Origin of the sequence: Anaeromicrobium sediminis (assembly GCF_002270055.1) — a bacterium.
Taxonomy (GTDB): domain Bacteria; phylum Bacillota; class Clostridia; order Peptostreptococcales; family Thermotaleaceae; genus Anaeromicrobium; species Anaeromicrobium sediminis.
The window spans coordinates 121,596-148,299 of the sequence record NZ_NIBG01000002.1 but is presented as its reverse complement, the minus strand read 5'-3'; the positions used below and the strand labels follow the sequence as shown (position 1 = coordinate 148,299).

The 26,704-nt window shown below is 31.8% G+C and carries 28 protein-coding genes and 1 other annotated feature; of the genes, 9 read left to right on the top strand and 19 right to left on the bottom strand.

The genetic code is table 11. From position 1 onward, the window contains the following. Positions 1 to 409 precede the first annotated feature (409 nt). Both CCE28_RS03625 and CCE28_RS03620 read left to right on the top strand, forming a co-directional pair. Positions 410 to 1,042: a nitroreductase family protein gene (locus tag CCE28_RS03625; protein WP_095131090.1), complete on the top strand. Its 633-nt coding sequence runs from the start codon at positions 410 to 412 to the stop codon at positions 1,040 to 1,042. A gap of 11 nt (positions 1,043 to 1,053) precedes the next feature. Continuing rightward, positions 1,054 to 1,641 carry a flavin reductase family protein gene (locus CCE28_RS03620; RefSeq protein ID WP_095131088.1) on the top strand — a complete coding sequence of 196 codons (588 nt, stop codon included), beginning with the start codon at positions 1,054 to 1,056 and terminating at the stop codon, positions 1,639 to 1,641. Positions 1,642 to 1,723: 82 nt separating this feature from the next. Here CCE28_RS03620 and CCE28_RS03615 read toward each other — a convergent pair whose 3' ends face one another. The 4 genes from CCE28_RS03615 to CCE28_RS03600 all read right to left on the bottom strand — a co-directional run bounded on the left by CCE28_RS03615 (position 1,724) and on the right by CCE28_RS03600 (position 4,851). Beyond that, entirely contained in the window at positions 1,724 to 2,506 is a 783-nt protein-coding gene (locus CCE28_RS03615; RefSeq protein WP_095131086.1) for a GTP pyrophosphokinase, read from the bottom strand. Positions 2,507 to 2,743: 237 nt separating this feature from the next. Then, positions 2,744 to 3,412: an HAD family hydrolase gene (locus CCE28_RS03610; RefSeq protein ID WP_095131084.1), complete on the bottom strand. Its 669-nt coding sequence runs from the start codon at positions 3,410 to 3,412 to the stop codon at positions 2,744 to 2,746. A 73-nt stretch (positions 3,413 to 3,485) separates the two neighbouring features. Then, the gene (locus CCE28_RS03605; RefSeq protein WP_095131082.1) at positions 3,486 to 4,427 is read right to left on the bottom strand and encodes a TIGR01212 family radical SAM protein; all 942 of its coding nucleotides are present in this window, start codon (positions 4,425 to 4,427) and stop codon (positions 3,486 to 3,488) included. A gap of 31 nt (positions 4,428 to 4,458) precedes the next feature. Continuing rightward, complete coding sequence (locus CCE28_RS03600) at positions 4,459 to 4,851, bottom strand: adenine nucleotide alpha hydrolase family protein (RefSeq protein ID WP_095131080.1); 393 nt, start codon at positions 4,849 to 4,851, stop codon at positions 4,459 to 4,461. 522 nt (positions 4,852 to 5,373) lie between these two features. Between CCE28_RS03600 and CCE28_RS03595 the strand changes: the two genes are divergently transcribed. Further along, positions 5,374 to 5,616, top strand: a complete 243-nt coding sequence (locus tag CCE28_RS03595; RefSeq protein WP_095131078.1) for a hypothetical protein — start codon at positions 5,374 to 5,376, stop codon at positions 5,614 to 5,616. An 80-nt stretch (positions 5,617 to 5,696) separates the two neighbouring features. On the opposite strand, the gene CCE28_RS03590 is transcribed toward CCE28_RS03595, so the two are convergent. The 7 genes from CCE28_RS03590 to CCE28_RS03560 form a co-directional block, all read right to left on the bottom strand. After that, a complete protein-coding gene (locus tag CCE28_RS03590) occupies positions 5,697 to 6,107 on the bottom strand; it encodes a DNA/RNA helicase domain-containing protein (RefSeq protein ID WP_095131076.1) in 411 nt (136 codons plus the stop codon). A 116-nt stretch (positions 6,108 to 6,223) separates the two neighbouring features. Then, a complete protein-coding gene (rlmN, locus tag CCE28_RS03585; RefSeq protein ID WP_095131074.1) occupies positions 6,224 to 7,255 on the bottom strand; it encodes a 23S rRNA (adenine(2503)-C(2))-methyltransferase RlmN in 1,032 nt (343 codons plus the stop codon). 16 nt (positions 7,256 to 7,271) lie between these two features. After that, positions 7,272 to 7,508 carry a DUF1292 domain-containing protein gene (locus CCE28_RS03580; RefSeq protein ID WP_176461647.1) on the bottom strand — a complete coding sequence of 79 codons (237 nt, stop codon included), beginning with the start codon at positions 7,506 to 7,508 and terminating at the stop codon, positions 7,272 to 7,274. A gap of 337 nt (positions 7,509 to 7,845) precedes the next feature. Then, positions 7,846 to 8,604, bottom strand: coding sequence for a peptidylprolyl isomerase (locus CCE28_RS03575; RefSeq protein WP_095131070.1), 759 nt, complete (start codon positions 8,602 to 8,604; stop codon positions 7,846 to 7,848). Between the two features lie 94 nt (positions 8,605 to 8,698). Further along, positions 8,699 to 9,373, bottom strand: coding sequence for an MgtC/SapB family protein (locus tag CCE28_RS03570; RefSeq protein WP_095131068.1), 675 nt, complete (start codon positions 9,371 to 9,373; stop codon positions 8,699 to 8,701). Between the two features lie 25 nt (positions 9,374 to 9,398). Next, positions 9,399 to 10,550 carry a DEAD/DEAH box helicase gene (locus tag CCE28_RS03565; RefSeq protein ID WP_095131066.1) on the bottom strand — a complete coding sequence of 384 codons (1,152 nt, stop codon included), beginning with the start codon at positions 10,548 to 10,550 and terminating at the stop codon, positions 9,399 to 9,401. A gap of 16 nt (positions 10,551 to 10,566) precedes the next feature. Beyond that, positions 10,567 to 11,331, bottom strand: a complete 765-nt coding sequence (locus tag CCE28_RS03560; RefSeq protein ID WP_095131064.1) for an exodeoxyribonuclease III — start codon at positions 11,329 to 11,331, stop codon at positions 10,567 to 10,569. A gap of 370 nt (positions 11,332 to 11,701) precedes the next feature. Between CCE28_RS03560 and CCE28_RS03555 the strand changes: the two genes are divergently transcribed. The 3 genes from CCE28_RS03555 (at position 11,702) to CCE28_RS03545 (ending at position 13,306) form a co-directional block, all read left to right on the top strand. Then, complete coding sequence (locus CCE28_RS03555; protein WP_095131062.1) at positions 11,702 to 12,145, top strand: cell wall hydrolase; 444 nt, start codon at positions 11,702 to 11,704, stop codon at positions 12,143 to 12,145. A 23-nt stretch (positions 12,146 to 12,168) separates the two neighbouring features. Next, on the top strand, positions 12,169 to 12,591 hold the full coding sequence (locus tag CCE28_RS03550) for a hypothetical protein (RefSeq protein ID WP_095131060.1): 423 nt from the start codon (positions 12,169 to 12,171) through the stop codon (positions 12,589 to 12,591). A gap of 91 nt (positions 12,592 to 12,682) precedes the next feature. Continuing rightward, positions 12,683 to 13,306 (top strand): DUF4397 domain-containing protein, encoded by a 624-nt coding sequence (locus CCE28_RS03545; protein WP_095131058.1) that lies wholly within the window; start codon positions 12,683 to 12,685, stop codon positions 13,304 to 13,306. Positions 13,307 to 13,325: 19 nt separating this feature from the next. Here CCE28_RS03545 and CCE28_RS03540 read toward each other — a convergent pair whose 3' ends face one another. The 3 genes from CCE28_RS03540 to nagE all read right to left on the bottom strand — a co-directional run bounded on the left by CCE28_RS03540 (position 13,326) and on the right by nagE (position 20,125). Continuing rightward, positions 13,326 to 15,038, bottom strand: a complete 1,713-nt coding sequence (locus tag CCE28_RS03540; protein WP_095131056.1) for a sensor domain-containing protein — start codon at positions 15,036 to 15,038, stop codon at positions 13,326 to 13,328. Positions 15,039 to 15,186: 148 nt separating this feature from the next. Beyond that, positions 15,187 to 18,285, bottom strand: a complete 3,099-nt coding sequence (gene ileS, locus CCE28_RS03535) for an isoleucine--tRNA ligase (protein ID WP_095131054.1) — start codon at positions 18,283 to 18,285, stop codon at positions 15,187 to 15,189. Between the two features lie 57 nt (positions 18,286 to 18,342). Then, positions 18,343 to 18,560 (bottom strand) — a binding site (T-box leader). Positions 18,561 to 18,736: 176 nt separating this feature from the next. After that, positions 18,737 to 20,125: an N-acetylglucosamine-specific PTS transporter subunit IIBC gene (gene nagE, locus CCE28_RS03530; RefSeq protein WP_095131053.1), complete on the bottom strand. Its 1,389-nt coding sequence runs from the start codon at positions 20,123 to 20,125 to the stop codon at positions 18,737 to 18,739. 360 nt (positions 20,126 to 20,485) lie between these two features. Between nagE and CCE28_RS03525 the strand changes: the two genes are divergently transcribed. Next, the gene (locus CCE28_RS03525; RefSeq protein WP_095131051.1) at positions 20,486 to 20,863 is read left to right on the top strand and encodes a hypothetical protein; all 378 of its coding nucleotides are present in this window, start codon (positions 20,486 to 20,488) and stop codon (positions 20,861 to 20,863) included. 164 nt (positions 20,864 to 21,027) lie between these two features. Here the strand turns inward: CCE28_RS03525 and CCE28_RS03520 are convergent, their stop codons facing one another. Continuing rightward, positions 21,028 to 21,567 carry a helix-turn-helix domain-containing protein gene (locus CCE28_RS03520; protein ID WP_095131050.1) on the bottom strand — a complete coding sequence of 180 codons (540 nt, stop codon included), beginning with the start codon at positions 21,565 to 21,567 and terminating at the stop codon, positions 21,028 to 21,030. A 134-nt stretch (positions 21,568 to 21,701) separates the two neighbouring features. On the opposite strand from CCE28_RS03520, the gene CCE28_RS03515 reads away from it, so the two are divergent. Beyond that, a complete protein-coding gene (locus CCE28_RS03515) occupies positions 21,702 to 21,920 on the top strand; it encodes a KTSC domain-containing protein (protein ID WP_095131048.1) in 219 nt (72 codons plus the stop codon). Between the two features lie 284 nt (positions 21,921 to 22,204). After that, entirely contained in the window at positions 22,205 to 23,305 is a 1,101-nt protein-coding gene (locus CCE28_RS03510) for a hypothetical protein (protein WP_095131046.1), read from the top strand. An 84-nt stretch (positions 23,306 to 23,389) separates the two neighbouring features. Here CCE28_RS03510 and CCE28_RS03505 read toward each other — a convergent pair whose 3' ends face one another. The 4 genes from CCE28_RS03505 to CCE28_RS03495 all read right to left on the bottom strand — a co-directional run bounded on the left by CCE28_RS03505 (position 23,390) and on the right by CCE28_RS03495 (position 26,682). Continuing rightward, the gene (locus CCE28_RS03505) at positions 23,390 to 24,436 is read right to left on the bottom strand and encodes a phosphodiester glycosidase family protein (protein ID WP_095131044.1); all 1,047 of its coding nucleotides are present in this window, start codon (positions 24,434 to 24,436) and stop codon (positions 23,390 to 23,392) included. Next, on the bottom strand, positions 24,423 to 24,797 hold the full coding sequence (locus tag CCE28_RS03500) for a hypothetical protein (protein ID WP_095131042.1): 375 nt from the start codon (positions 24,795 to 24,797) through the stop codon (positions 24,423 to 24,425). Before CCE28_RS03500 ends, CCE28_RS03505 begins: the two co-directional genes overlap by 14 nt. Before the next feature lie 448 nt (positions 24,798 to 25,245). After that, complete coding sequence (locus CCE28_RS22685) at positions 25,246 to 25,371, bottom strand: hypothetical protein (protein WP_278277514.1); 126 nt, start codon at positions 25,369 to 25,371, stop codon at positions 25,246 to 25,248. A gap of 162 nt (positions 25,372 to 25,533) precedes the next feature. Beyond that, complete coding sequence (locus CCE28_RS03495; protein WP_095131040.1) at positions 25,534 to 26,682, bottom strand: DUF362 domain-containing protein; 1,149 nt, start codon at positions 26,680 to 26,682, stop codon at positions 25,534 to 25,536. Positions 26,683 to 26,704 lie beyond the last annotated feature (22 nt).

The following is a 26,704-nucleotide window of genomic DNA, read 5'->3' as shown; positions in this document are numbered from 1 at the left end:
CTTTTTTTCAATTCTAACTTATACATTATATTATATCCTAAAAGCTATAACAACCTATCATTAATATTATGTCTATAGATTTGTCAAATTAGAACTTTCCTTATACAGTAATTTGTCTATGAGGGTAAATATATTTTAATTTTTAGGAATCTGGAGCGTCACTATATCCTAAGTATAGTAAACATGATACATGAACCTAATTTTAAAATTCACACTTTCTCATGTGACAGGCGACTTAGATGGATAAAAATTCAAATATATTTTCCTGAAATAGACTCTCATAAAGCTAGCTTAGACATGATAAATCTATAACTTCTTAACAATTCATTAGAAAAAATAAAGTTTGAATTAATTTTTTCAATAATATATAATGTGACTTGAAAAACTAAATAAATGGAGGTAATGTCTCATGAATAAAAGAAGTTTGTTATTTGAACGTCATAGCGTTAGAAAGTTCTCTGAAAAGGAAGTTCCTATGGAGGATATTAAAGAAATAATCAAGTGTGCCACTAGTGCTCCATCTGGTAAGAACATTCAAAACTGGCATTTTGTTGTAGTAAATGATAAGGAAAAAATAGATCATATTGCAAAATTAGTAGAAGAAAGAAATGCTGAAATAGCTGATGAAATGACAGATGAAAAGGCAAAGGCATCCTTTACTAAATTTTTAAGATTTGCAACTTTATTTAGAAAGGCTCCTGCTCTTATATTAGTATATGGAGGACCATATGAGCCAACAGGACTTAATATACTACAAGATATTAATGCACCACAAGAAGAGATAGAGGCTTTAACAAAACCTAATCCAGCTGTTCAAAATATTGGTGCAGCTATTCAAAATTTAATGCTTGCAGCTACTGATATGGGCTATGGTACTTGCTGGATGACTAGTCCAAACTATGCTGTAAGAAAAATAGAAAATTACATAAACTTAGGTAAAGAAGGATTCTCCCTAATGGCTATGACTCCTCTAGGAGTACCTGAGGGTGAAGTGAAATTCCCACCTAGAAAAGATATTGAAGAAGTTATGACTGTACTTTAGGAGTGATATAATTGTCTAAAACTACTTGGAAACCAGGTAATATGATATATCCTGTTCCAGCAGTCATGGTTAGTTGTGGTAATAATGAAGAAAATTATAATATAATTACTATTGCTTGGACAGGAACCATATGTACTAATCCACCTATGGCTTATATATCCATAAGACCTGAAAGACACTCTTATGACATTATAAAAGAAACAGGTGAATTCGTAATAAACTTAACAACAGAACAACTAACTCGTGCCACTGATTATTGTGGTGTAAAATCTGGACGTGACGTAAATAAATTTAAAGAAATGAACTTAACTCCAGAGAAAGCCACCCAAGTATCGGCTCCTCTAATAGGAGAGAGTCCCGTTAATATTGAATGTAAATTAAAAGAAATTGTAAAACTTGGATCCCATGACATGTTTATAGGAGAAGTTGTTGCCGTTAATGTGGATGATTATTATATGGATGAGAAGGGTAAATTCCATCTAGATAAGGCTAGGCCCATCTGTTATTCCCATGGTCAATATTATTCTTTAAAAGAATCTATTGGTCATTTTGGTTATTCCATAAAAAAGAAGAAAACTAAAAAGAAGAAAAAGAAATAAGGGGCAATTATTGTTGCCCCTTATTTTTATTCACAAACTATTCATATTTAAAAGTTGAAATAAATCATCTTATTATGTACACTTATAATTCTATTGCAACCTTAATATCTTCATTTAACTTATTTAAATTTATTAAATTAGTATCTAACCAATACTCATCAAATTTTTCTTGAAAATATTCGGCTTTATCGTGTCTCCCTAAGGTTCTAAGCAATTGAATATTGCTTACTATGGTAGATACGGTATTGGATTTTAATTCAAATAATTTTTGTGCATTTATTACTTCATCTCTAATTTTTAACATTTCTTCATCTAATCTATGGGCTGCCTCAGCAGATTTTTTCAATCTAAGTTTGATGTTTTCTGGAATATCGTTTTTGTACTTATAGTTTACAGAATGTTCAATTGTAGCCCAAAAATTCATTGCTAAAGTACGTATTTGTATTTCTGCTAATATGTTTTTTTCTCCATAGGCAGTTTGAACTGGATATCTAATAATCACATGATAACTTCTATATCCACTATCCTTTTGATTATTAATATAATCCTTCTCATATACTATAGTTAAATCCTTACCATCTCTTGCTTTTATCAATTCTAAAACCCTATAGATATCATCTTCAAATTGGCACATTATTCTTATTCCAGCTATATCTTCAATCTCTTGTTCAATATTCTTTTCATCTATTCCATATTTTTTTGCTTTCTCTATAATACTAGAGACTCTCTTTACCCTTCCTGTCACAAACTCTATAGGTGAATATTCGTTTCGTTTTCTATACTCAGCGCGAATGGCTTTGAACTTAACTTTTAGCTCCCCTATTGCCTGTTCATATGGTATTAATATATTTTTCCACTGTCTCATTCTTAGCTCACCCCTAATTCACTTAATGCAATTTTCCATGTACAACCTATTTATTATATGCCAATTTTTTTAAAATATGTACGTAATTCCTAACCCTAATTCTCAATCTTAATTAGAGCTGACCTAGTTAATTATTTTTTCTATCCAATATCCCCCAATAATTATATCATATTTTTACAATCTATACTCTCATATTTTCCTATTGTCAACTTGACAATCTATTGTATAGGAGATTACCTAGAGCAAATGGAAAAATCCCTTTGTCTCAAGAAGATCATGAAAAATGTAGTCTGGCTCATGTTCTTTTAGTACTTCATATTCATAATTTCCAGTGGCCACTGCAATAGATTTTGTTCCTAATATTTTTGCACATTCAATGTCCCTAGGAGTATCACCAACTATATATATGTTTTCCTTTTCATATTTTGTGTTATAGTGTCTCTCTCCTTCTTCTATGGCCATTTTAATAACTTCCCATCTCTCCATTAATTGGTCTCCAAATCCCCCTGTTGGAAAATATGAATTTAATTCATGGGAGCTCAATTTAATTCTAGCCCCATCAATCATATTTCCAGTTCCCAATACATGATGGATTTTTTTATACTTTACTGCATTTTCTAAGATTTCCCTTATTCCAGGTAGTACTTCCACACTTTCTTTTATCTTTACTACTTCTTTTAGGATTTCTTTATATATAATAAAAAATTCTTCTTTAAGTTCTACTCTATGTTTTTTTAGTGCATCCCCCACTATGGCTGCATCTATTCTTCCTGCCATATCTATATCTAAAAAAGCATCCTCTATTCCATAGACCTGAAAAAAAGCCTTATCTAGAGCCTTTCTTCCACTGCCATGACTTTTTATTAGTGTTCCATCAATGTCCCATACTAATAATATATTATCCATACTAATCCCCCCCAACTATTAGTATACCTTATCTACAGGAGAAAATAAAATAAGTAGATACAAAAGTATCTACTTATTTTAAGGCTTTACCACCTAAGTAATTAAATTTTTTCCCTTGATAAGAATCTTCCTTTTCCATTTTCTCATCTATATAATCTTTAATCTTCCACCAACTGGTGTTCCAATTACAAAATAGAGTTTCTTCCTTAGGAGCCCTTCCTACCAATCTCTGAAGGGCAATGGTAGGATTTAAATATTCTAAGAAGGATACTACCCTATCCACATACTCATCTAGTGGTATTATTTTAAACTCATTATTTTCATACATATTACCCATTACACTATCTCCTACAATATATAGGGAATGTAATTTCACCTGATTTACTCTTAGGGCTGATAATATTTTAGCTCCCTCAATAATATCTGCCTCAGTATCCCAAGGTAAGTTTAATATCATGTGAACACAAACTTCAAAATCATATTTTTTAATCATCCACATGGCATCTATAAACTCAGCAAGAGTATGGCCCCTTTCTATTTTCTCCAATGTTTTATAATTAACACTTTGAAGGCCTAACTCAATGGTTATATTTATATTCTTTTCTTTTTTTATCTCATTTAAAAAACTTAAATACTCATCTTTAATACAATCTGGCCTTGTAGATATGGCTATTTCAACAATATCTTCTCTACACACATCCATTATATACTTTTTGAATTCATCTAATGGTATATAGGTGTTAGTGAAGTTTTGAAAATATGCTATAAACTTCTTGGCTTTATATCTCTTTGATATATATTCTATATTCTGCTTTAATTGATCTTTCACAGGAATGGAGCTTTCTAAATTTTCAAAACCTGCTCCCTTTTCCCCACAAAATATACATCCCCTATTACCGAGTAAACCGTCCCTATTAGGGCATGTTACGGAGAGTTGTATAGGTATTTTATATACCTTCTCACCGTATTTATCCTTAAGATATTGAGAATATACTCTGTATCTATTTTCTAACATGTACTTTAATACCCCTTCGTATCAAGGCTAATTAGCTAGCTACTGGTACTATTTCAATACCAACTCCATCTGGAAGACTTTCTTCTAACATATTAACCATATTCTTTTCTTGCTTATTTTCGTAGGATTCTCCTAATATAATTAAATCAATTTCATTTTTTACTGCTAAATCTCTTAATGTTCCCAATATATCCTGTGCCCTCACTACTGTTAAACTAGCTCCATGAGATTTTGCCACATCAAATAGAAATTCTAAAGCATCTCCATCTTCTTTTTTATTTAAAAAATGACAACCTTCCTTAGCAACATGTATTACAAAAAGATTTCCATCATGTGCGTCTCTAATCTTTACACCTTTTTTTATAAGTCTCTTACAAGTCTTTTGTTGAGTAACACATACCATGATGTTTTTTATAGTATTCATTGCATAACCCCTTTCGAGAAAATAATCTCACTCTAATTATACTATAAAAAGTCTATCATCTACTATAGATTGTACAATAATTAAGGTTTAAATAAGAAAATAATTTTTTCCAAAATTCATAAAAAATGCATAGGCCCTATGGGACCTTATAGTTCCCCCAGGCGTCTGACAAAGCTATATAGATTTATCAAATCAAAGCTTTCATTATACAGTAACTTGCCTACGAAGGTAAATATATTTTAATTTTTAGGAATCTAGAGCGTCACTACATACTAAGCATAGTAAACATGATATATAAACCTAATTTTAAAATTTACATTATATCATGTGACAGGCGACTTAGATGGATAAAAATTCAAATATATTTTCCTGAAGTAGGCTCACATAAAGCAAGTTTTTAATTGACAAATCTATAATTTCCTCACAAGTAAAAAATAGTTTTATAATTTTTTTACTATAAATATGGTATACTAATTATTGTGTATTTATACTATATATACCAACATATGTAGGAGGAATAAAATGAAAAGATATACAAAGGTTATTTCAATGACTGGTTATTATTTTACTAAGGAATTTGTAAAAAAGGGAACTAAAAAGAACAAAGTAAGGGAAGTAACAGAAAATACTGTGGCAAAGTTCTTTTTAGATGGAGATACGGAGGTTTTAGTTTACTTCCTTGAAAGTGACAGAGAAGTCCTTTTGACACCTTTTAGTGATGAGTCAGATATAAAAAAATACCTAGGTTCAAAATTCTTAAAATAATAAAGAAAAATCAAAAGGGTAATAGTAGTAGAATAAAATAAATATATTTTATCTAGTTCCTATTACCCTATATTTTTATATTAACTGGCTAATTCTTTTAAGGATTCTGGTAAATTATCTTCATTACAACTTAAGCTAATAACAAAGTTTGTATCAAACTTCTCACTTAAAGATTTTATGTTATCTATATTATCTAGTATGTCATTCATCTCAATGGATTTTAGTTTTAAAAGACCATCTATAAAGATACTATCTATATCATGGTCTCTACACATGATACCACTTATGAAGCTCATTAAGTTTTCCATGTCATTAACATTATATTCTTTAATATTTACAAATCGAATGTCATGCTTAAGATTATACATATTTTTATTATTCACATCTACAAATACTACATTCCCTAAGGTGCTTTCCACCATTTCATTAGCCATGTCTATCATTTTTTTAGTTTTTCCTGAACCCTTTTCTCCTGCAATTAGCTTTATCATTTTTATCGCCCTCCTAGAAAAGTGTCAATTCTTAGAATTAAGTTAATTTTCTAAAAATTGCGTTATATTTAACATTCTACATCATTCGCTAAATTCCTTCTAGGATTAGGTTATTTTTAAGATTTTTCTTTTAAATATTTTCTTCTCAACTGACCACAAGCAGCGTTAATATCGCCACCTAGTTCTCTTCTTATAGTAGCTTCTATTTTACCTGCTTTTAAGATATCACGAAATTCCTTAGCATTCTTAGAAGTCTCATAGTTCATTTCTTCCACCTTATTAAGGGGAATTAAGTTTACGTGACACATGATACCTCTTAGTAATTTAATCAAACTCTTTCCATGTTCCTTCGTGTCATTCACTCCATGAATTAGAGCATATTCAAAAGTAACTCTTCTCTTAGTCTTTTCAATATAATATTTACATGCATCTATTACTTCTTCAATAGGGTACTTCCTATTTATGGGCATAATCTTACTTCTATCTGAGTTATTAGTAGCATGAAGAGAAATAGCTAAGGTTACAGGCATCTTTTCATTGGCCAGTTCCCTAATTTTAGGCACAATACCACAAGTGGATACTACCACGTTTCTAAGACTTAAATTAAGTCCTTCTTCACTATTTATTAGCTTAAAAAACTTAACTATTTCATCATAATTGTCAAAGGGTTCTCCGCTTCCCATTATAACTATATTAGATACTCTCTCACCGATGTCCCTTTGAATGGAAAGAATCTGATCTAGTATTTCTCCAGCAGATAAGTTTCTAACTACACCTTCTATAGTAGATGCACAAAAGGTACATCCCATTCTACATCCAACTTGTGAAGATACGCATACGGAATTTCCATGTTCATATCTCATTAAAACACTTTCTATTATATTATCATCCCTTAAGCTAAATAGGTATTTTCTAGTACCATCTACTTTAGAAACTAATACCTCTTCTATAGATACATTCTTAATATAAGCATTTTCTTCTAATTTCCTCTTTAAATCCTTTGAAATATTTTTCATTTCATCAAAGGAAGAAACACCCTTATACATCCAATTATACACTTGTTTAGCCCTAAACTTTTTTTCTCCTATTGAAACTATAAATTCTTCTAATTCTGAAAGACTCATATCCTTCAAATTTACCTTTTCCATCTATTAATTGCTCCTTTTAGAATAATGACTCGTATTCTTCTAGCACTCTCTCAAATTCATCATCATCTTCTACACCTTCGTAGCTCTCTTTTCCATCTTCAATAGTCACCCTATATACATAAGCATCATCATCTTCTCCAACTGGAGCAAATAATACATACTCATCGTCTTCAATCTTTAATCTCTCCACTAATTGTAATTCTACAGCCTTTCCATCTTCACCCATAAAAGTTATTATGTTCTTCTCTTCCATTTTATCCATCTCCTTATTTTTTTATTTGGTTTAGATCTTTCCTCTAGCTATAAATTCCCTCAATGAAAATTGTATTTATTATAGAAATTTGGTTAGACGTAAGTCGTTGGTAGTTGTTGGTTTTAACGAAAAACGACTTACGATTAACGTCTAGCCTGATTTTTTAAATAACTAAAGTTTTTATTTAACAAATCTATATAGATTTGTCAGTTGAAAACTATATTTATTAAAATGCAGTAGATCCACCCTATATATATGATTAACCTATTTTACCCTTACAATACTTAATAGGGCCAATAAGATATTATCTTAATGGCCCCTTTAGTAAAATTATGTATTACTTGATTTTTTCTTCGTCAAAATCGATTTCAACTTTTCCTCTTAACGCATCTACATAAGTCTTATATGCTTTTTCTTGCTTAGCAGTTAATAAGTATTGTGCAATTTGATCTTTTACAGCATCAAATTCCATAGTAGATTTTTCTTGCTTCTCTTCAGTTAAGATTATGTGATATCCAAATTGAGTTTTAACTAAATCACTCATTTCACCAACATTTAACTCAAATGCAACCTTTTCAAACTCTGGTACCATTTGTCCACTTTGGAATAATCCTAAGTCTCCACCATTTTGCTTTGAAGGACACTCTGAATACTTGTTTGCAGCTTCTTTAAAGTCTAATCCACCCTTAACTTCTGCTAACACTTCCTTAGCCTTTTCTTCATCTTTAACTAATATATGTCTAGCTCTAACTTGTTCTTGCTTTACAAATTGTTCTGGGTTTTCATCATAATAAGCTTTAACTTCTTCATCAGTCATAGCAATGTTTCCGATTAATTTCTTAACTGCATATTGCTTTAAAAGATTGTCTTTTAAGATCTCTAATTCCTTTAAGAAATCTTCATTTTTGTCAAATCCCTTTTCCTTAGCATCTATGAATAATAACTCTTGAGAAATCATTTCATTAACTAAGTATTTTTTTCCTGCTAATGTTTGAAATTGCATAGCCTGTTGTTGTGGTGCATGGCTAATTGCAAAATCCAATTGTTCTTTAGTTATTTCTCTGTCGCCAACTCTAGCTATTACGTTTTTTTCCATCTTTACATTTCTCCTTTGTAAATAAACTTTCTCATACCTAACTATAATATCATATAGTTTTAATATAGTATAGGTTGTTGAATAATTATAATTACTATAATCCCCTCACATGACTTTCCCACTGTACAAAACTTACTCCCTCAATGAGTTTAATATCTTCAAATAAATTTGTACATTCATACTTATAAGGAAGCTTTATGGCCATATCTATATGAATGTTACCACCTATTTTAATTTCATCAGCCACTGGTGATAACTCAATATGTTTAATTATTATTTTTTCATTTCCTAGTAAGGTTCCTATCTCTCCTATGAGCCCTGGTTTTTCATATCCTATTATATGAAGGGTTTTATAACTACTTTTAAGAACCCTTTTCTCAAAGAAACCTAAAGTCATTAAAGTAAATAGTACTATTAAAAAAGTTACTATTCCACCCATATAATACCCATTTCCTATGGCTAGGCCAATACATGCACATACCCATAAACTAGCAGCTGTAGTTAGTCCATGTATAGATTGTCCTTGTACCAATATGGTTCCTGCTCCTAAAAAACCTATTCCACTTACAACTTGTGCTGCAAGACGTGCTGGATCTCCCCCTAAAAAGCCATCCATTGATATGAGCATTACTAATGCTGCTCCTACAGTAACTAATATATGGGTTCTAAGGCCAGCAGGTCTATTGTTTACTTCCCTCTCCATACCTATGATTCCACCAAGTAGTGCAGACAAAACAAGACGTATTATAACCTCCGTGTTAATGAGCAATCATATCCCCCCTTATATCTTTACCTTATCTTCTTTTTACAACTTTCTTCTCTGATACAACCTTATTTCTTATAACATGAATTGCTTCCACATGGATGTTTAATTTCTTCATCATCTTGTATAATACAAATTTTTCCCTATCTCTTACTATATTTATAACAAGTCCGTCCTTGTCCATTCTTCCTGTTCTACCTGCCCTATGTAAATAATCTACACTATCTAATGGTAAATCCATATTAAATACATGAGTAACATCTTCAAAGTCCATTCCCCTAGTAAATAAATCTGTAGTAACTAATATTTTTATTTTTCCCCTGTTAAATTGACTTATATAAGTTTGTCTTTGTTGATTCTTAGTTCTAGTTTGAATTCCCTCAACTAAATATCCCATTTTTCTTATGCTCTTTACAAATCTCTCCACATTTTCATTTTTATTTATAAAAACTAGAGATTTTTTAGGCTTTATTATTTTTAATAGTTCATCTAAAGTATTAGTCTTAGTTGGCGCTTTGCTCACTATATATTTATGCTCAATGTTTTGTGGTACGGGCTTTGCATGATCTAAGTATAGTCTAGTTGGATTTTCCATAATATCCTCTAAAACCGTCTTGGCCTCTTCTGATAGAGTAGCTGAAAAACTAAGAATTTGTCTATCCTTTAATGTACTTTTCATTATTTTATAAACCTTCTCTTTAGATCCCTTTTCTAGTATTTGATCCACTTCATCTAAAGCTACTATCTTTGTATTATGAATCTTAATATTTTTATCTCCTAATAAATGAATAAGTCTCCCTGGAGTAGCCACTATTAATTGTGGTTTTTCCTTTACTTTCTTGATTTGCTTATTCATATCCTGCCCTTCCACAAAAGAATGACATCTTATATTAGTATCCTTTGTAAGTCTTTTAGCTTCTTGTAATATCTGCATTGCAAGTTCCCTACTAGGTGATAGGACTATCATTTGAACATTCCTGTTATCTTCATCTATTTTTTCTACCATAGGAATTAAATAACTTAAAGTCTTCCCCGTTCCAGTTTTAGCTTTCCCTATTACATCCTTACCTGCTAAGGTAAATGGTAGACTTTTCTCTTGAACCTCCGTAGGCGATTCTATATTCTCAGCTTTTAAATTTTCAATTATAAAATCCTGTAACTTATAGTCTGTAAACTTATTCATATTTATTTCTCCTTCGTTAAAATTTCAATTCAAGTACTACAGGGCAATGGTCTGATCCCATTACATCATTTAATATTTCTGCCCCCAGTATATTATCTTTTAGTTCTTCAGATACAAAATGATAGTCAATTCTCCATCCTGCATTATTTTTTCTAGCATTAAACCTATAACTCCACCAGGAATACTTTATGGTTTCTGGATTCAAATACCTAAAAGTATCTATATATCCATTAGCTACTAGCTTGTCTATCCAATCCCTTTCAATTCTTAAAAATCCAGATCTTTTTTCATTTGATTTTGGATTTTTTAAGTCAATCTCATTATGGGCCGTATTATAATCTCCTGATATTACTACTTTTATGCCCTTTTCCCTTAAATCATTACAATAATCTAGTATGGCATCATAAAATCTAAGTTTGTAATCTAATCTCACATCATCCTTTTGTCCATTTGGGAAATATATATTTAAAAAGGTGAAATTATCATACTCAAGTATAAGTATTCTGCCCTCATTGTCAAACTCTTCTATACCAATACCATATTTCACACTTTTAGGTTTGAATTTAGTATATACGGCCACGCCACTATATCCCTTTCTCTCTCCACTACAAAAAAAAGATTCATATCCATCTATATGTATTAATTCTTCATTTAATTGTTCTATATGGGCTTTAGTCTCTTGAATACCTAGTATATCAGGATTTTCTTTTTTTATCCAATCTATAAAACCCTTTTTTTCAACGGCCCTTATTCCATTTACATTCCAAGAATATATTTTCAATGTTTGATTCCCCCTATTACTATTTTATTTATATAAAATATTTTCACAAACTATATTTTTCTTTTATAAGGTTAAGAGTTAAGGGTTTAGAGTTAAGAGATTTTGCCACTAAACCCTTAACTCTAAACTCTTAACCTTATCTATGAATAACCGTCCCTACTCTTTCATTACTTAATGAACATATATACATTATAACCATAAGTTTCTAACTTAAAAAGTCATTTAAAAATATTGTGGCATTTTTTTTTCACACTCATAAGATGATATTATAAGCAATTAGGTTTTTATTAAATTTATTTTCCAGGGAGATGGTTATTTTTAACCTTCCAACTAATAATCATTTCCTAATATTAAGTGAGGTGAATAGCCTGTGGCATTTTCTGAGAGAGAACTTTTAGCAAGACTAATAAAATGTGAAGCTGAAGGTGAAGGCGAAAATGGAATGAAGGCTGTTGCCACTGTTGTTATGAACAGAGTAAGGGTACCCTTTGGTGAATATCAAAGAGTTAACCAAGGAGATATAAGAAAAGTTATATTTCAAGAGGATCAATTCACCTGCCTAAAGACATCTATAGGTGGTGTTCCTAATCCTCAAAACATCTACAATATGGCACCAGATCAAGTTCATTATGATATTGCAGATTGGGCCCTTGCTGGTAACAGACTATATAATGTAGGGTATTCTTTATGGTATTTTAATCCCTTTAGACCCGTATGTCCTTATCACTTTCCACCAAACAAAGTAGGTAGCTTTCAAGTTCACATAGCTCTACATTGTTTTTACAATCCAACAGCCAAGTATTATGATACTTAAAATATAATTAAGGGGGAAGTTATATGTTTCAAAATAAGTTTTCAAGAAGTTTTAATCCTATGAGCCCAAATATGTATGCAGATTATATGGATATGGCAGATAATAAACAAGCAAAGCGCATGGCCATGTCAAAATATGCAAATCAACCACCTTCTGGTCGTCCAGTGCCTCCTCAAAGGCCAACTGTTCCAGACAGAACCACACCTCCTCAGCCTGAACCCATTCCACTCCCCGGTGCTGATAAGGGTTACTTACAAAATGTTTTAAACCGCTATATAGGTGAACAAGTTAGAGTAGAGTTTCTTATAGGTACTAGTATCATAGTGGATAAGGCTGGTACTCTGTTAGAAGTAGGTATTAATTATATTATACTTCAGCCACCAGAAACAGATGACCTTTTAATATGTGATCTATATTCTATCAAGTTTGTTACAGTCTTTAGATAAAACTCAGCCAATGGCTGAGTTTCTTTTTTGTACCAAATCATTACACATTAGCATATTTATATTATGAAAATACTTTTTTGGAGTTGATAATATGTACGATGACTTAACTTATTCTTCTATGGAAGCCCCATCATATATTCGTTTTTTTCATGCTTCTCCAGGTGCTCCTGCAGTAGACATATATGCCAATGACGTTAAAGTTGCTTCCTCTCTCAAATATGAGGCATTTACTCCTTATAAGAGATTAAAGCCAGACAGATATTATATAACTGTCTATCCGGCAGGCACTAAGACTGATCCTATCCTAAGCTCTTATGTAGACCTAAGACCTAATATGGATTATACGGCAGCTGTTATAGGTACACCAGATGACATAAGTGGCTTAGGAATCCTTGATACTGCTAGAAGAATACCTCCTAATACAACTCAAGTAAAGTTTGTTCACTTGAGTCCTAATGCACCTCCAGTAGATGTATATGCCAATGATAGATTAATTGCCAAGGATGTTCAGTACACTGAAAGGGGTAGAGACCTAATAATTCCTGCAGACACCTATACTATTTCTCTAAATTTAGCAGGAACTCCAACTACAGTTTTAGTAGCTCCCCGCCAAAACTTAAAAGAAGGTAACTACTACACCATATATGCAGTAGGTTTAGCAGGTGAAAAACCACCACTTCAAATCATAAGTGCTCTAGATAAGGCTTCATATTAAAAAAAATGTGACAAAAGGTCTATCGCCTTTTGTCACACTCTTTAATTTTTTGTATAAAGTCTTCTTTACTTATGGGTCTTCCTGTAAAATATCCTTGTATACACTCACACCCATGATTTCTTAAATAGTCTAGCTCCTTTATGCTCTCCACCCCTTCAGCTAGGGATATTAATCCTAATCGCTTTGTCATATCAATTATGGAAAGAACTATTCCTTGACTATTTTTATCTTTAATAATATCCCTTATGAACGATTGGTCAATCTTCAATTTATCAATTGGAAAGTCCTTAAAATATGAAAGGGATGAATATCCTGTTCCAAAATCATCTATGGCAATTCTAACTCCCATTTCCTTTAGTTCTTCTAAAATTCTTAATACTAATTCTGGTCCTGTCATAATATGAGTTTCAGTGATTTCTAGTTCTAAAGATTTAGGAGATAAATCATACTTCCTTAATAATTCTTTTACTCTTGATACAAAGGTCTCATCTCTTAATTGAACTGCTGATATATTAACAGCCATAGTAAACCCATCTTGTGCATCTTTTTCAAATTCCTTAGCATCCTTAATTGCCTGTTCTAATATCCAGTACCCTAGAGGCAGTATAAATCCAGTTTCCTCAGCTAGAGGTATGAACTTCATCGGCCCTATATATCCCATTTCATCATGATACCATCTTATTAAAGCTTCTGCTCCCACAACCTGATTAGTGATAGAATTAACTTGAGGTTGATAGTGCAATGTAAATTCTTTCTTTTCTAAAGCCTTTATCATGTAATTTTCAATTTTAAGTTGCTCAGTAATTTCATGAGACATAGTAGCTTCATATAACTCATAGTTGTTTCTTCCATTTTCTTTAACCCTGTACATGGCCACTTCTGCACTTCTAAGAATATTATCAATTTCATCCCCATCAGATGGGTAAATGCTAATACCCACACTTATGGTCACATATATTTCGTAATCCTTTAATTTAAAAGGATGTCTTAATTCCTTAAATATACTTTCTATGTAGTTTATAACTTCCTTTGGCCCCTTCACATCTTCAAATATTAATACGAATTCATCTCCACCTTGCCTAGCTATAGGCACATCTTCTCCAAAGATATTTTTAAGTCTAGAAGAAAAAACTTGTAATAATTTATCCCCTACATTGTAGCCTAGTGTATCATTTATCCTTTTAAATCTATCTATATCTAAAAATACTATGGCTAACTTTTCATTATTTCTCTTAGCATGGGCCATAAGTAAATCTAATCTATCCTTTAATAAATACCTATTTGGTAATCCAGTTAAGGCATCATAATAGGTTTTGTATTTTAAGTCTTTCTTATTTCTATATTTTTTAGACAAATCCTTAAACAAGGATACATATTTATTTATCTCATTATTTTTGTCTTTAATAGCTTTTATAAGAAGCCATTCTGGATATACTTCTCCACCTTTTCTTCTATTCCATATTTCCCCTTCCCAATATCCCTTTTCTTTTATACGATCCCACATTTCCTTATAAAAATTCCGATTGTGTTTATTTGACTTTAATATTCTCGGATTTTTCCCATATACTTCATGAATACTATATCCTGTAATTTGGCTAAAAGCTTTATTTACCCATAAAACAGAACCTTCATGATCTGCTATTGCGATTCCCTCTGATGTATTCTCTAAGATGGTCTTTGCCACGTCATTTTCGTAAATCATATTATCTATATATATATTATCTAAGCACATATTAGCCCCCCGTAGGAATAATTAAATTCTATTTTCAGTTTAACATAATTATCAAATTCCTACAATATTAGTCAAATTTGAATTGTAAGGATTTTTGTAGCATTAGGAAAAAAATAAGGAATGGGCACAAGACCCATTCCTTTACATACTACATTTTTTCTAATTTTATTCCCGTATCATGTCCGTTAATGTTTTGAATTTCTAACTCTTCATCAACCTTAACTAATTCTTCTGCTAATACTTCTTGCATAATATAGTCTCTGTGAGCTTCTATAGCAGTTGCCACTTCATCATTAGCATTGAAGTAAATTTTTATCTTATCCATCATTTCATATCCATTGTTCTTACGCATTTGTTGAACTTTAGAAATAAACTCTCTAGCATATCCTTCATTTATTAACTCTTCAGTTAAGTGCGTATCTAGGATTACAAATAGGTTGTTCATCATTTCTACTGTAAAACCTTCTTTAGCAGCTATGTTAATTAATACTAATTCCTTGTCTACTTGTAGGGTTTCTCCATCTAAATCTATTTCAATAGCCTCTCCAGCTTCAAGTTTAGGAACTACCACTTGTGAATCTAATTGACTTAAAGCTTTACCGAATAATTTTATATTCTTTCCAAGCTTAGGTCCTGCAACCTTGAAGTTTGGTTTTAAACTAAAGTTCATAAATTCACTTAAGTCCTTTTCAAATGAAACTTCTTTGATATTTAACTCTTCTTTCATAAGAGGAACTAAATCACTTATTAGACTTTCATATTTTCCATCAACTAATGCCTTTTGAATTGGTTGACGTACCTTTATCTTAGATTGAGCCCTTGCAGCACGACCAAGACCTACTAAATCTCTTACTAAGTCCATTCTCTCTTCAACCTTTAAGTCGATTAAACTGTCATTAACTGTTGGATAGAATGCTAAGTGTACAGATTCATCTTCAGTTAACTTTTGATAGATTTCTTCTGTTAAGAATGGTGCAAATGGTGCGGCAAGCTTTGCTACTCCCACTAATATTTCATAAGTAGTATTGTAAACTGCCTTTTTATCATCATTTAATTCAGTAGCCCAAAATCTTCTTCTAGCACGACGAATATACCAATTAGATAAATCTTCATTTACAAACTCTTGGATCTTTCTTACAGTTTTAGTTAAGTCATATACTTCAAGCTCTCCTAGTACGCTCTTAACTACACTGTTAAATTTAGATAATATCCATCTATCTAACTCTGGTCTTTCATCATATGGTACGAAGAAAGATTTTGGATCTATATTATCTGTATTTGCATATAATGTGAAGAAGTTGTATACGTTCTTAATAGTTCCAAAGAACTTAGATTGAACTTCCTTAAGTCCCTCTTCATCAAATCTAGTTGGAGTCCATGCAGGTGATACATATAATAGGTACCATCTTAATACGTCAGCTCCATACTTATCAAATAATTTAAATGGATCTACTGTATTTCCTCTAGACTTAGACATTTTTCTTCCGTCCTTATCTAGTAATAAATCATTTACCAATACATTTTTGTAAGGAGAAACTCCCTTAACAAAAGTAGATATGGCAAGTAATGAATAGAACCATCCACGAGTTTGGTCAATACCTTCACAGATAAAGTCTGCTGGGAATAATCCACCATCAAAATCTTCTTTGTTTTCAAATGGATAATGATGTTGTGCATAAGGCATAGCTCCACTATCAAACCAACAGTCAATAACTTCTGACACTCTAGTCATTGTACCTTCACATTTCTCACACTTTAAATGAACATCATCCACATATGGTCTATGAAGTTCAATAGACTCATCTATATCTTCAATAGCACGCTCTGCAAGTTCGGCACGTGATCCTACTGAATCAATATGTCCACACTCGCATCTCCAAACATTAAGTGGTGTACCCCAATATCTGTTTCTAGATAATGCCCAGTCATTTAAGTTCTCAAGCCAGTTTCCAAATCTCTTTTCTCCTACATAATCTGGATACCAGTTTACTGTATTGTTATTTTCAATAAGCTTGTCTTTAAGCTTAGTCATTTCTATATACCAACTTGGCTTAGCATAGTAAATCAGTGGAGTTGAACATCTCCAGCAATGTGGATAGTTGTGCTCCATTTTTTCTTTTTTGAACAATTTACCTTCAGCATGTAACCACTTTATAATGTCTACGTCACAATCCATTACGAATTTACCTTCCCATGGAGTGGCAGTATATTTACCTTCTTCACTTACAGGGTTTAGTACTGGAAGACCATACTTTCTTCCTACTTGGTAATCATCCTCACCAAAGGCTGGTGCTATATGAACGATACCTGTACCATCTTCTGTAGTTACATAGTCTGCACAAGTTACATAGAATCCTTTTTTATCCACATCTAAAAATGGCATTAATTGTTCATATTCCATGTACTCTAAGTCTTTACCCTTTAATTCTTCAATTACTTCAAACTCTTCCCCTAAGACTCGTTTTGATAGAGATTTTTCCACATAGAATATATTTCCTTGTGAATTAGCTTTAATATAAGTCTCATTAGGATTTACAGCTAATGCTACATTTGACGCTAATGTCCATGGAGTAGTAGTCCATACTAGGAAGTGCTCATCTGCATCTTTTCTTTTAAATGCAGCTATAACTGTGTTAGTCTTTACTTCCTTATATCCTTGAGCAACCTCATGGGATGCAAGACCAGTTCCACATCTAGGGCAGTATGGAAGTATCTTATGTCCTTCATACATATATCCTTCTTGGAAGAACTTATTTAAAATCCACCATACGGACTCAATATAATTGTTATCTAAAGTTATGTATGGGTTATCTAAATCAATGGCATATCCCATTCTTCTAGTCATTTCTCTCCATTGCTTTTCATAAGAGAATACAGACTCTCTACACTTTTCATTGAATTTATCAAGACCATAGGCTTCTATTTCAGGTTTGCTTGATAATTTAAGTTGCTTTTCAACTTCAATCTCAACAGGAAGACCATGAGTATCCCATCCAGCCTTTCTCTTTACTTGGTAACCCTTCATAGTCTTAAATCTACAAACAGAATCCTTTAAAGTTCTTGCCATAACATGGTGTATTCCAGGTCTACCATTGGCAGTTGGAGGCCCTTCGAAGAATACAAAAGATTCTTTATCAGCTCTAGTTGTTATACATTTTTCTAATACATCCGCATTATCCCAAAAGTCTGATATTTGACTTTCATTCTCTGCCACTGGTAGAGGTGATAATGTTTTAAACTTTTCCATTAATATCAATCCTTTCTAAACTATTTTATCCAAAAATAAAATCCCTAAGCAAAAATGCTTAGGGACGATTATTCACCGCGTTACCACCCTTGTTATAAAACAAAAGTTCTATCACTTTATGCATGTAACGTATGCAGACGGAAATCCTTACTAAAATTTTGGGGATTTCAACTCAAAGGTGATCTTCATAAAAAGTTTGGTAATAATCTCTCAACTAATGATTATCTCTCTGTAACCAAGTTTATTTTTACTACTGTCCTTATCACAGTTTTTTACATATTTGTTTACATCCTATTTTAATAAGAAAAGTCCCTTTATGTCAAGGAAATTCTACAAATTCATCCTTTTATTTTTACATTATTGCCACACTTTAGAATTTTAATACGGGACCTTCATTATAATTAGCATATAAAAAATCCTAAAGGATTTTACCCCTTTAGGATTTCTGTATTTATCTAATTATATTCTTAATCTCCTCAGCTAATATTTCAGCCTTTGTTCCTACGATTACTTGCATATTCTTTTTATTAGGTCTAATAACTCCTGATGCTCCTAATGCCTTTAACTTAGAATCATCAACCATAGAGCTATCTGTTAATACTAATCTAAGTCTAGTTATACAAGCATCTATCTCTACTATATTTTTAGCTCCACCTAATCTTTCCACATACTCTGCTGCTAAACCATCTATCCCCTTTTCTTCTATGATAAAATCTTCACTTCCATCAGATTCCTCATCTAATCTACCAGGCGTTGGTAAATCCATCTTCTTTATAACAAATACAAATAAGAAGTAGTAAATCACAAAGAATACAGCTCCTATTGCCACTAACATCCATCCGTTAGTAGCATATTTCATATTTAGGAAAAAGTCTATAGCACCGCCAGAGAAACCAAAACCATGTTTAATTCCCATCACATAACAAATTGCCATAGCCGCACCTGTAAGTAACGCATGAACAAAATACAGTACTGGTGCTAAGAACATGAACATAAATTCGATAGGTTCTGTTATACCTGTTAAGAATGAAGTGAATCCTACTGATATTAAAGCTCCTGCTACTGCCTTTCTATTCTTTGGCTTTGCAGTAGTATACATGGCTAATGCTACAGCAACTAAACCAAACATCATTACTGGGAAGAAACCTGCCATAAATCCACCAGCAGTTGGATCTCCTGCAAAGTATCTATTTAAATCCCCTGTTACTACAGTTCCATCAGCCTTAGTAAATTCACCAAATACAAACCATACTATAGTGTTAAGAACGTGATGTAGGCCTATTGGAATCAATAATCTATTTAAGAATCCAAAGGCAAATACTCCAACAGCTCCTGCCCCTATCATCCAGTTACCAATTCCATCAATTATATTTTGAATAGGTGGCCAAATATAACCAAATATTCCTGCTAATACAATACAGATAAAAGATGTCATAATAGGTACAAATCTTTTTCCACCAAAGAATCCTAACCAATCTGGTAATTTAATATTGTGATACTTATTATACACATTTCCAGCCACAATACCTGCTATGAAACCTGCAAGTACACCCATATTTATCTCTTCATTAATAGTTGTTGCTCCAGCTGTTAGTGTAAAGTAACCTACAGCTCCTGCCAATCCTGCTGCTCCAGTATTTCCCTTAGATAAACCTACGGCAACACCTATAGCAAATAATAGAGCTAGATTAGAGAATATGGCACTTCCTGCTGCTGCCATAAATGGTAGATTAAATACATCCCCTTGGCCTAACCTTAGAAGTAATGCTGCTACAGGCAATACTGCCACAGGTAACATTAAAGCTTTGCCGAGTTTTTGTGCTTTTGAAAATAAATTCATAATTCCTCCTCCTTTATTTTAAGATTGCTAGATATTAAATAGATTTAAAATTCCTCGTTATTACTTATGCTTTCTAGCAATCTTTTAATAGAAATAAAAAAGGCATGAACTAATAGATTTGTATGTTAATACAAAACTAATAGCTCATGCCTAATATACATTAGTAACACGCGAAAAATATTTTATTTGAACTTATTTTATCAAACAGGGAAATCGTTGTCAACACTTAATTTAATGAATGTACTTTCTTCTCATATGACTTAACTCCCCGTTTTAGATCAAAGTTTCCATAATTTTGGAACAATTTCCTTATAAATACATAAAATATTAGTGCAAAGAAAAATTCCGGGAGGTGAAGTCATGAAGGATATGTCTGCTCATGCTTTTGCTTATGTTTTAAATTCTAGTCTATTGTCCCCTGAAGAACAGGAGGAATTTGAAAAGTTTCGTAAGGACTATGAAAATAAAAATAAAAGACAAATTTCTAGAGAAATTCTGAGAATAAAATCTAGAGTTAGCCCAGAGGTAATTGATCAACATATACACAACTTAGATACGCTAGCCCAAATGAAAGGTTTCGTAACGGACGAAACAAAAGCAAATATAGAGTATGTAAAGAGGCTCCTTTCTCAAAATACTAGAGTTAGATCTGCTGGAAAACCCTATCCACCGCAACCACAATATGTAAGTGGTTCAAGTTTACTATTGTGGTTCTTAGTATTAGTTGCCATTTGGTAAAGTAATTTATACAACCATACTTTAATTTTAGAAATATCCTACTTCTGTAATACTAATAGTTTCCTATAGGATACGATCGAACATACCTAAATATAATTTACACAGAAAAATGGTGTAATAAAGACTTCCCTTTATTACACCATTTTAATTTTAGCTATTAACTTCTAAAAGGATGGTGGGCAAGATACCCATATGACCTTTGCAACTCTTTTAAAAGAGTTTTCCAAATAATGATCCTTATCTGCCTTAAAATAAAAACTTTCACCCTTGTTTACTTTGTATTTAGATTTTCCCAATACTACATATACACTTCCTGATAATACATATCCAAACTCTTCCCCTTCATGGGGTTTATCCACATTTGATTGGCCTCCACTTTCAATAGTCATAAGTATAGGCTCCATTACATTTTTTTGTGCATTTGATATTAACCAATCAATAGAATGTTTAAATTTGTCGTTTTCACTGGATATTATTTCTTCCTTAGTATACACTACCTTCTTTTGAATAGGGTTACTAAAAAACTTTTCAATGTCCGTCCCTAGAGCCTCTAGTATATCCATTAAAGTAGCTATAGATGGAGAAGTTAAATCTCTCTCTATCTGAGAAATAAACCCTTTTGTCAGGTCTGACCTTATGGCAAGTTCTTCTTGAGTAAGGCCATTTACAGTCCTTAATGATTTTATTTTTGCACCAATTTCCATACGTACCAATCCCCACAGTTTTTTTTATTCTTTAAATTATTATTTTTTTATCTACTACAGTTTTTTACATTTTTCTAATTATTAATTTGGTATAATCATTCTATGCTAGTATTACAACACAAGGGGGAATTATAATGTCTTTTGAAACACCTTTCACAGACAATATAAAGTCTATCAAATATGACTTAAGCGAGAAGATTTTAACAATAGAGTTTTATGACGGAGAAATGTATAAGCATTATGGAGTCCCCAAATGTATCTATAGTGACTTAACTAAAGCTCCAATTCGTGGATATTTCTTACATAATAGAATTCGTAACAATTATCCTCATAAAAGAGTTACTAATTTTTAGAATAACTAAATGATTATAAAGCAAATATATATTTGCTTTATTTTTTTATTCAATTATTCCCAGCCAGTTATATTCCTATGTTTAATAATACTTAATATTTTTTTCCTTGGCAACAGGAAATTATTATTAAGGGCCTTAACAAACCTTTAAAATCATTCCTTATTATAAAATTATCATCTAATTACATGACTATAATTAAAGTGGTAAGATTAATAATTTTCACAATTTTCATTCTCCTACATAAAATGAATATTATTGGATTATTTATACGGGAGGTAAATTATATGAGAAATATGAAAATAAAACCACCAAAATCTCCTCCATCATTAATACCAACCCCTTCAAAATTACCAGAAAAAATAGATTATAAAGAACTTTGTAACTGCTTTAACACATGTACTTATGTATGGGATAAAAGAGGTTCATCCTTTTGGGCTTGGATAAACTCTATTCAAAATGATTCTGTAAGCTGTCAAATTTGGGAAAAGAATAAATGGTATAACAGGCAACTTCCTAAAGATGCCATAAAGCATTTTGTATCTGTAAAACCAAAATCTTTAGGATCACATGAAAGAAATAGAATTAAGAATACAACTACCGACCAAATGTGGAGGTTCTTTCCCCAGATAGATCCTAATTGGTTCTATGCAGGATTCCCTTCAAAAATAGTAGTTGATGAGACACCTGGATCGCTCCTAGACTATGTTCCTATTAGTGTATATGCTAAAATGAATACTCCTGGTATATTTTTAATATTGCCTAAGTATGAAGATAGACTTGGATACTTAGATATTAATGGAGCCTTTGTGAAAGAATATAATAAACCCGTATCCTTTAAAAGGGGACAGAGAATTTTTACTATACTAATAGATAAAAATTCAGAGATAGCAAGGGATTCTTATCTACTGTGCAACTCCTATTGGAGTCTTTTATCCGAAACTAGTGGTATAGAGCCAGATACCATTACTAGTAAGACTATCAACTTAAACTTTGGCATTAATAAATCAGAGTTTTATAAACTTGGAAATAGTACAGGTATCTATAGCCCTGACCCAGAAAAGGAAAGAGAATACTTTCATGAATTAAGAAAAATCGATTCTACCCTTTATACCCAAGCCTTTAGGAAGAACATAGAAATTCATTCTAAACAGGAATTAAATCTTCACATGGAATTTGAACCTCAGTCAAAGGCACAAAAAATTGCTGCCTATCAATTCTGTCAACAATTTTCCATAAAGCCTGGTAAGAGACTATTAGAATATGTGGATAAATTAAATGATAGAAAATATAACCCCTATGCATCCTTCAGTATTGCCAAATTTGATTGTAATCCATATAGTTATAAAACCAAGTATTGTAAGGAAGCTGTAGTATTGGAACCTTAGAATTTAACTCCTTTTATTTCTTCCAAATAAAAAGGCAACAATAGATTTCAAATCTATTGTTGCCTTTTTTTATAATTTTACTACTTAAGGCATAATAACTATATTATTTACAACAGGTCTTTCATGACCATCTGAAGGTCTATTTAAAAGAGTCCCATTGTAGTACATGGCACTTGAACCACCACCATCTAAGTTATATGCTTCCTTTACTCCTAATTCTAATAACTTATCTTGTAATCTTTCAAGGCTAACACCTTTACTCCACTTTTCCTGTCTTCCGTCTACTACAATCATAATTAAATCATCATTAGAATATTTTCCTATAATAGTTCTAGGTTGATTAGTTTTAGCCCATTTAGAAGGAATTTGTACCTTTTCAAAATCCTTAATTAAAACAGGGGTAAAACTAACTCCCTGATAAGGATCTAGATTCATTATATCATCTTCTGTTTTAGGTACAGTTCCTATAACTTGTCCCTTTTTATTAATTCCTGTAAAGAATAAATCTCCAGGATATCCATTAAAAGGCTCCACTAGTTTTCCATCAATTACTGTATTTCCTATTAACTGAGCATAACTCTTCCCATTTCTATTTTCCGTATAAAAACCGCCACCATTAATAGCTAAAATCCCACCAGTTCTCTCAGCTGCCTTTGATGTAGTCTCTAGTTGACCTAATGTGTCCTTTCCCAATACAACCTTAAATGCATTAGGATCAAATAATTTGACCTTGGCAATATATCCTCTGTAACCTAATTCAGCCAATTTAAATACTTTTATTTCTGTCTTACTACTTATATGTGTCTTCACTGCTGGACCTAACATCTCTAGTATTTTTTGTTCATATATATCATTTGATAATTTTCTTTGATTATCACTTTTATCTGACAACTCTGTTATCAGTTCATTTTGTTCATTAAATACTTCCTTTTGTTCTTCCACTAAAAATCCAAATTCTTCTATAGATTCTTCTAACCTATCTACACTTTTCCCTAAATCTTCCACTGATTCAATAATGCTAGTAGTATTCATAACTAAGTACTTACTCTCATCTACAAATTCTTGACTCACCATAAAAATTCCTATGAAAGGTGCCAATAAAAACAAGAAAAATATATTAATTTTTGACATTCGGTGCCTCCTGAAGTATTTTTAAGCTACTTTCTAATTTCTTTAGCTGAGAGTCAAGAGACTTTAATTTATCATCTATCTCTTCTTGTACTTCCGCAGAATCACTAATAGAATCATCCGTGTCTCTTATGTTACTTCTTAAATCCTTTATTTCACCAGTTAACAATTGTATTTGTTCATTTACTCCTTTTATGTTCAAAGCATTTTCTTGTTGAACCTTTTGTATAGAAGTATCTATATAGTCCTTAGCATATGTGTATCCATAATAAGCAACGGCTGACCAGACACCCGCACTAACTATGAATATTAAAATACTGATCCATATGCTGCTCCCTTTTTTCTTTTCTCTTCTGCTCTCCATAATACCATCCTTTCATATGAGGTCCACATTTTATAATACTATCATAAGGGATTCACATTATCAATTTAATAAAGGTTACAGTTTTCTTAATTTTTTATTACCAAAAATATTTGATATAAACATGTCCCATATTCTAATTATTATGGATAAAACTAGCAAAATCTACGTGGTAACCTCTTGCCTATAATTTGCATAGTATATAGCAAAATATTTCATAAGGAGGATTTTACAAGTGTTGATTATCCCCTTGGAGATTGAAAGCATATTCATTATGTAAAAGGTGCGACTGATGTTTTAAAAAAACATATCCATTGTATTAAAGATCACACTAGCCTAAACATTAATTAAAATGATTCCCATTAAAATAGACCAGAATCTATTCTGGTCTACTTCTATAATCCACTAGAATACAGTGGACCTTTTGTATCTTATGTTATTTTCCTAGGTTTTAGTATCCACCAAAGCCACCAAAGATGCCACAGTTACAGAACAATATTACTAGTAATAGGAAGAAGAATAGTAATTCACTACCAGTATTAAACAATCCAAATCCTCCACATTGTTTATCAGCCATTTAATACACCTCCTTTGTTAGATATGTAAATTTATCATTTATCTGGATGGTATATTTGTCCTCTCTTTAATATAGATTATGCATGGCCAACAATATTTGTTATTAAAAATATAGTTCTATTTCAAATAATTTAATAGGATTGAGAAATTAAGTATGTCTATCCTATAGCTTAGCTAATAATTTCATGAGTAGTGGCCTATGGATCAATATGGCCTTAACAGGACATAATTCTTGACAGCAAAAACATCTTATACATTCATCTAAATTTACTACAGGTTTATTATTAACCATTTCTATAACTCTTGGAGGGCAATTATCTGCACAATCGGAACATCCCACACATTCATCATGGTTAAATACAGGTTTTGGCTGTAATAAATCGTTTAAAATATCCCTTATGAACTTTGGTAGTTTCCCATCTAATAAATCTAGACTCCTAATCTCTGGAATAACAAAATCATTTAATATAAATTTATTTATATCTTCTCCCATAAGCTTAATATCTTCTAGTTTACCACTACATAAATTTCTCTCTACACATCTTTTTATAGTAGGAACCTTTAGCGGACTTAATCCTATAATAGATGTGGCAACCACATCTAACTCATAGGGACTAGTAGAGCCAATTATTGCTCCTACTTCTCTAGGTTCTCCAGCGCTAGGACCTGCTCCTTCCATACCTACAATTCCATCCATGAATGATAAAATAGGCTTTGCCGCTATACATATATCTACTAATGCATTGGAAAAGTCCACGTTATTTGGCATACGCACATGATATTCAGCCTTTTCAAGACCTGCAACTATACCAAACATATTCTTAACAGCTCCTGTAAACATCATCATACCATGGGTCTTTAGCTTAGATACGGATATTACCTTATCCACTTCATTTAGCACTTCTATTCCTACTATCTTCTTTAAAATTAATCCATCTTCATTCTTTATGTCTATTGTATTAGTATTATAATTTAGTTTAGCTCCCACTTCATCTGCTATTTTTTCAATACCACAGGCCCTATATATCCCCTTTAATATGGAAGTATTAAAGGGACCTCCTGGACTGTCACCAATGATCACTTCTGCACCATGGTCTATAAGAACTTTAGCTAATGCCTTTGTGAAAATAGGGTGCGTAGTTGTGGCTTCCTCTGGTTTTTTCTTCATAAGTAAATTTAACTTTAATAAGACCTTATCACCCTTTTTTATATACTTATTGACCCCACCTAAATTACGAAAAGTTTTTATTATACCTTCTTTTACTTTTTCATATTCATAATCTTTACATTCTATTAAAGATACTATTTCCATTTTTATCCTCCTACCTTCAACT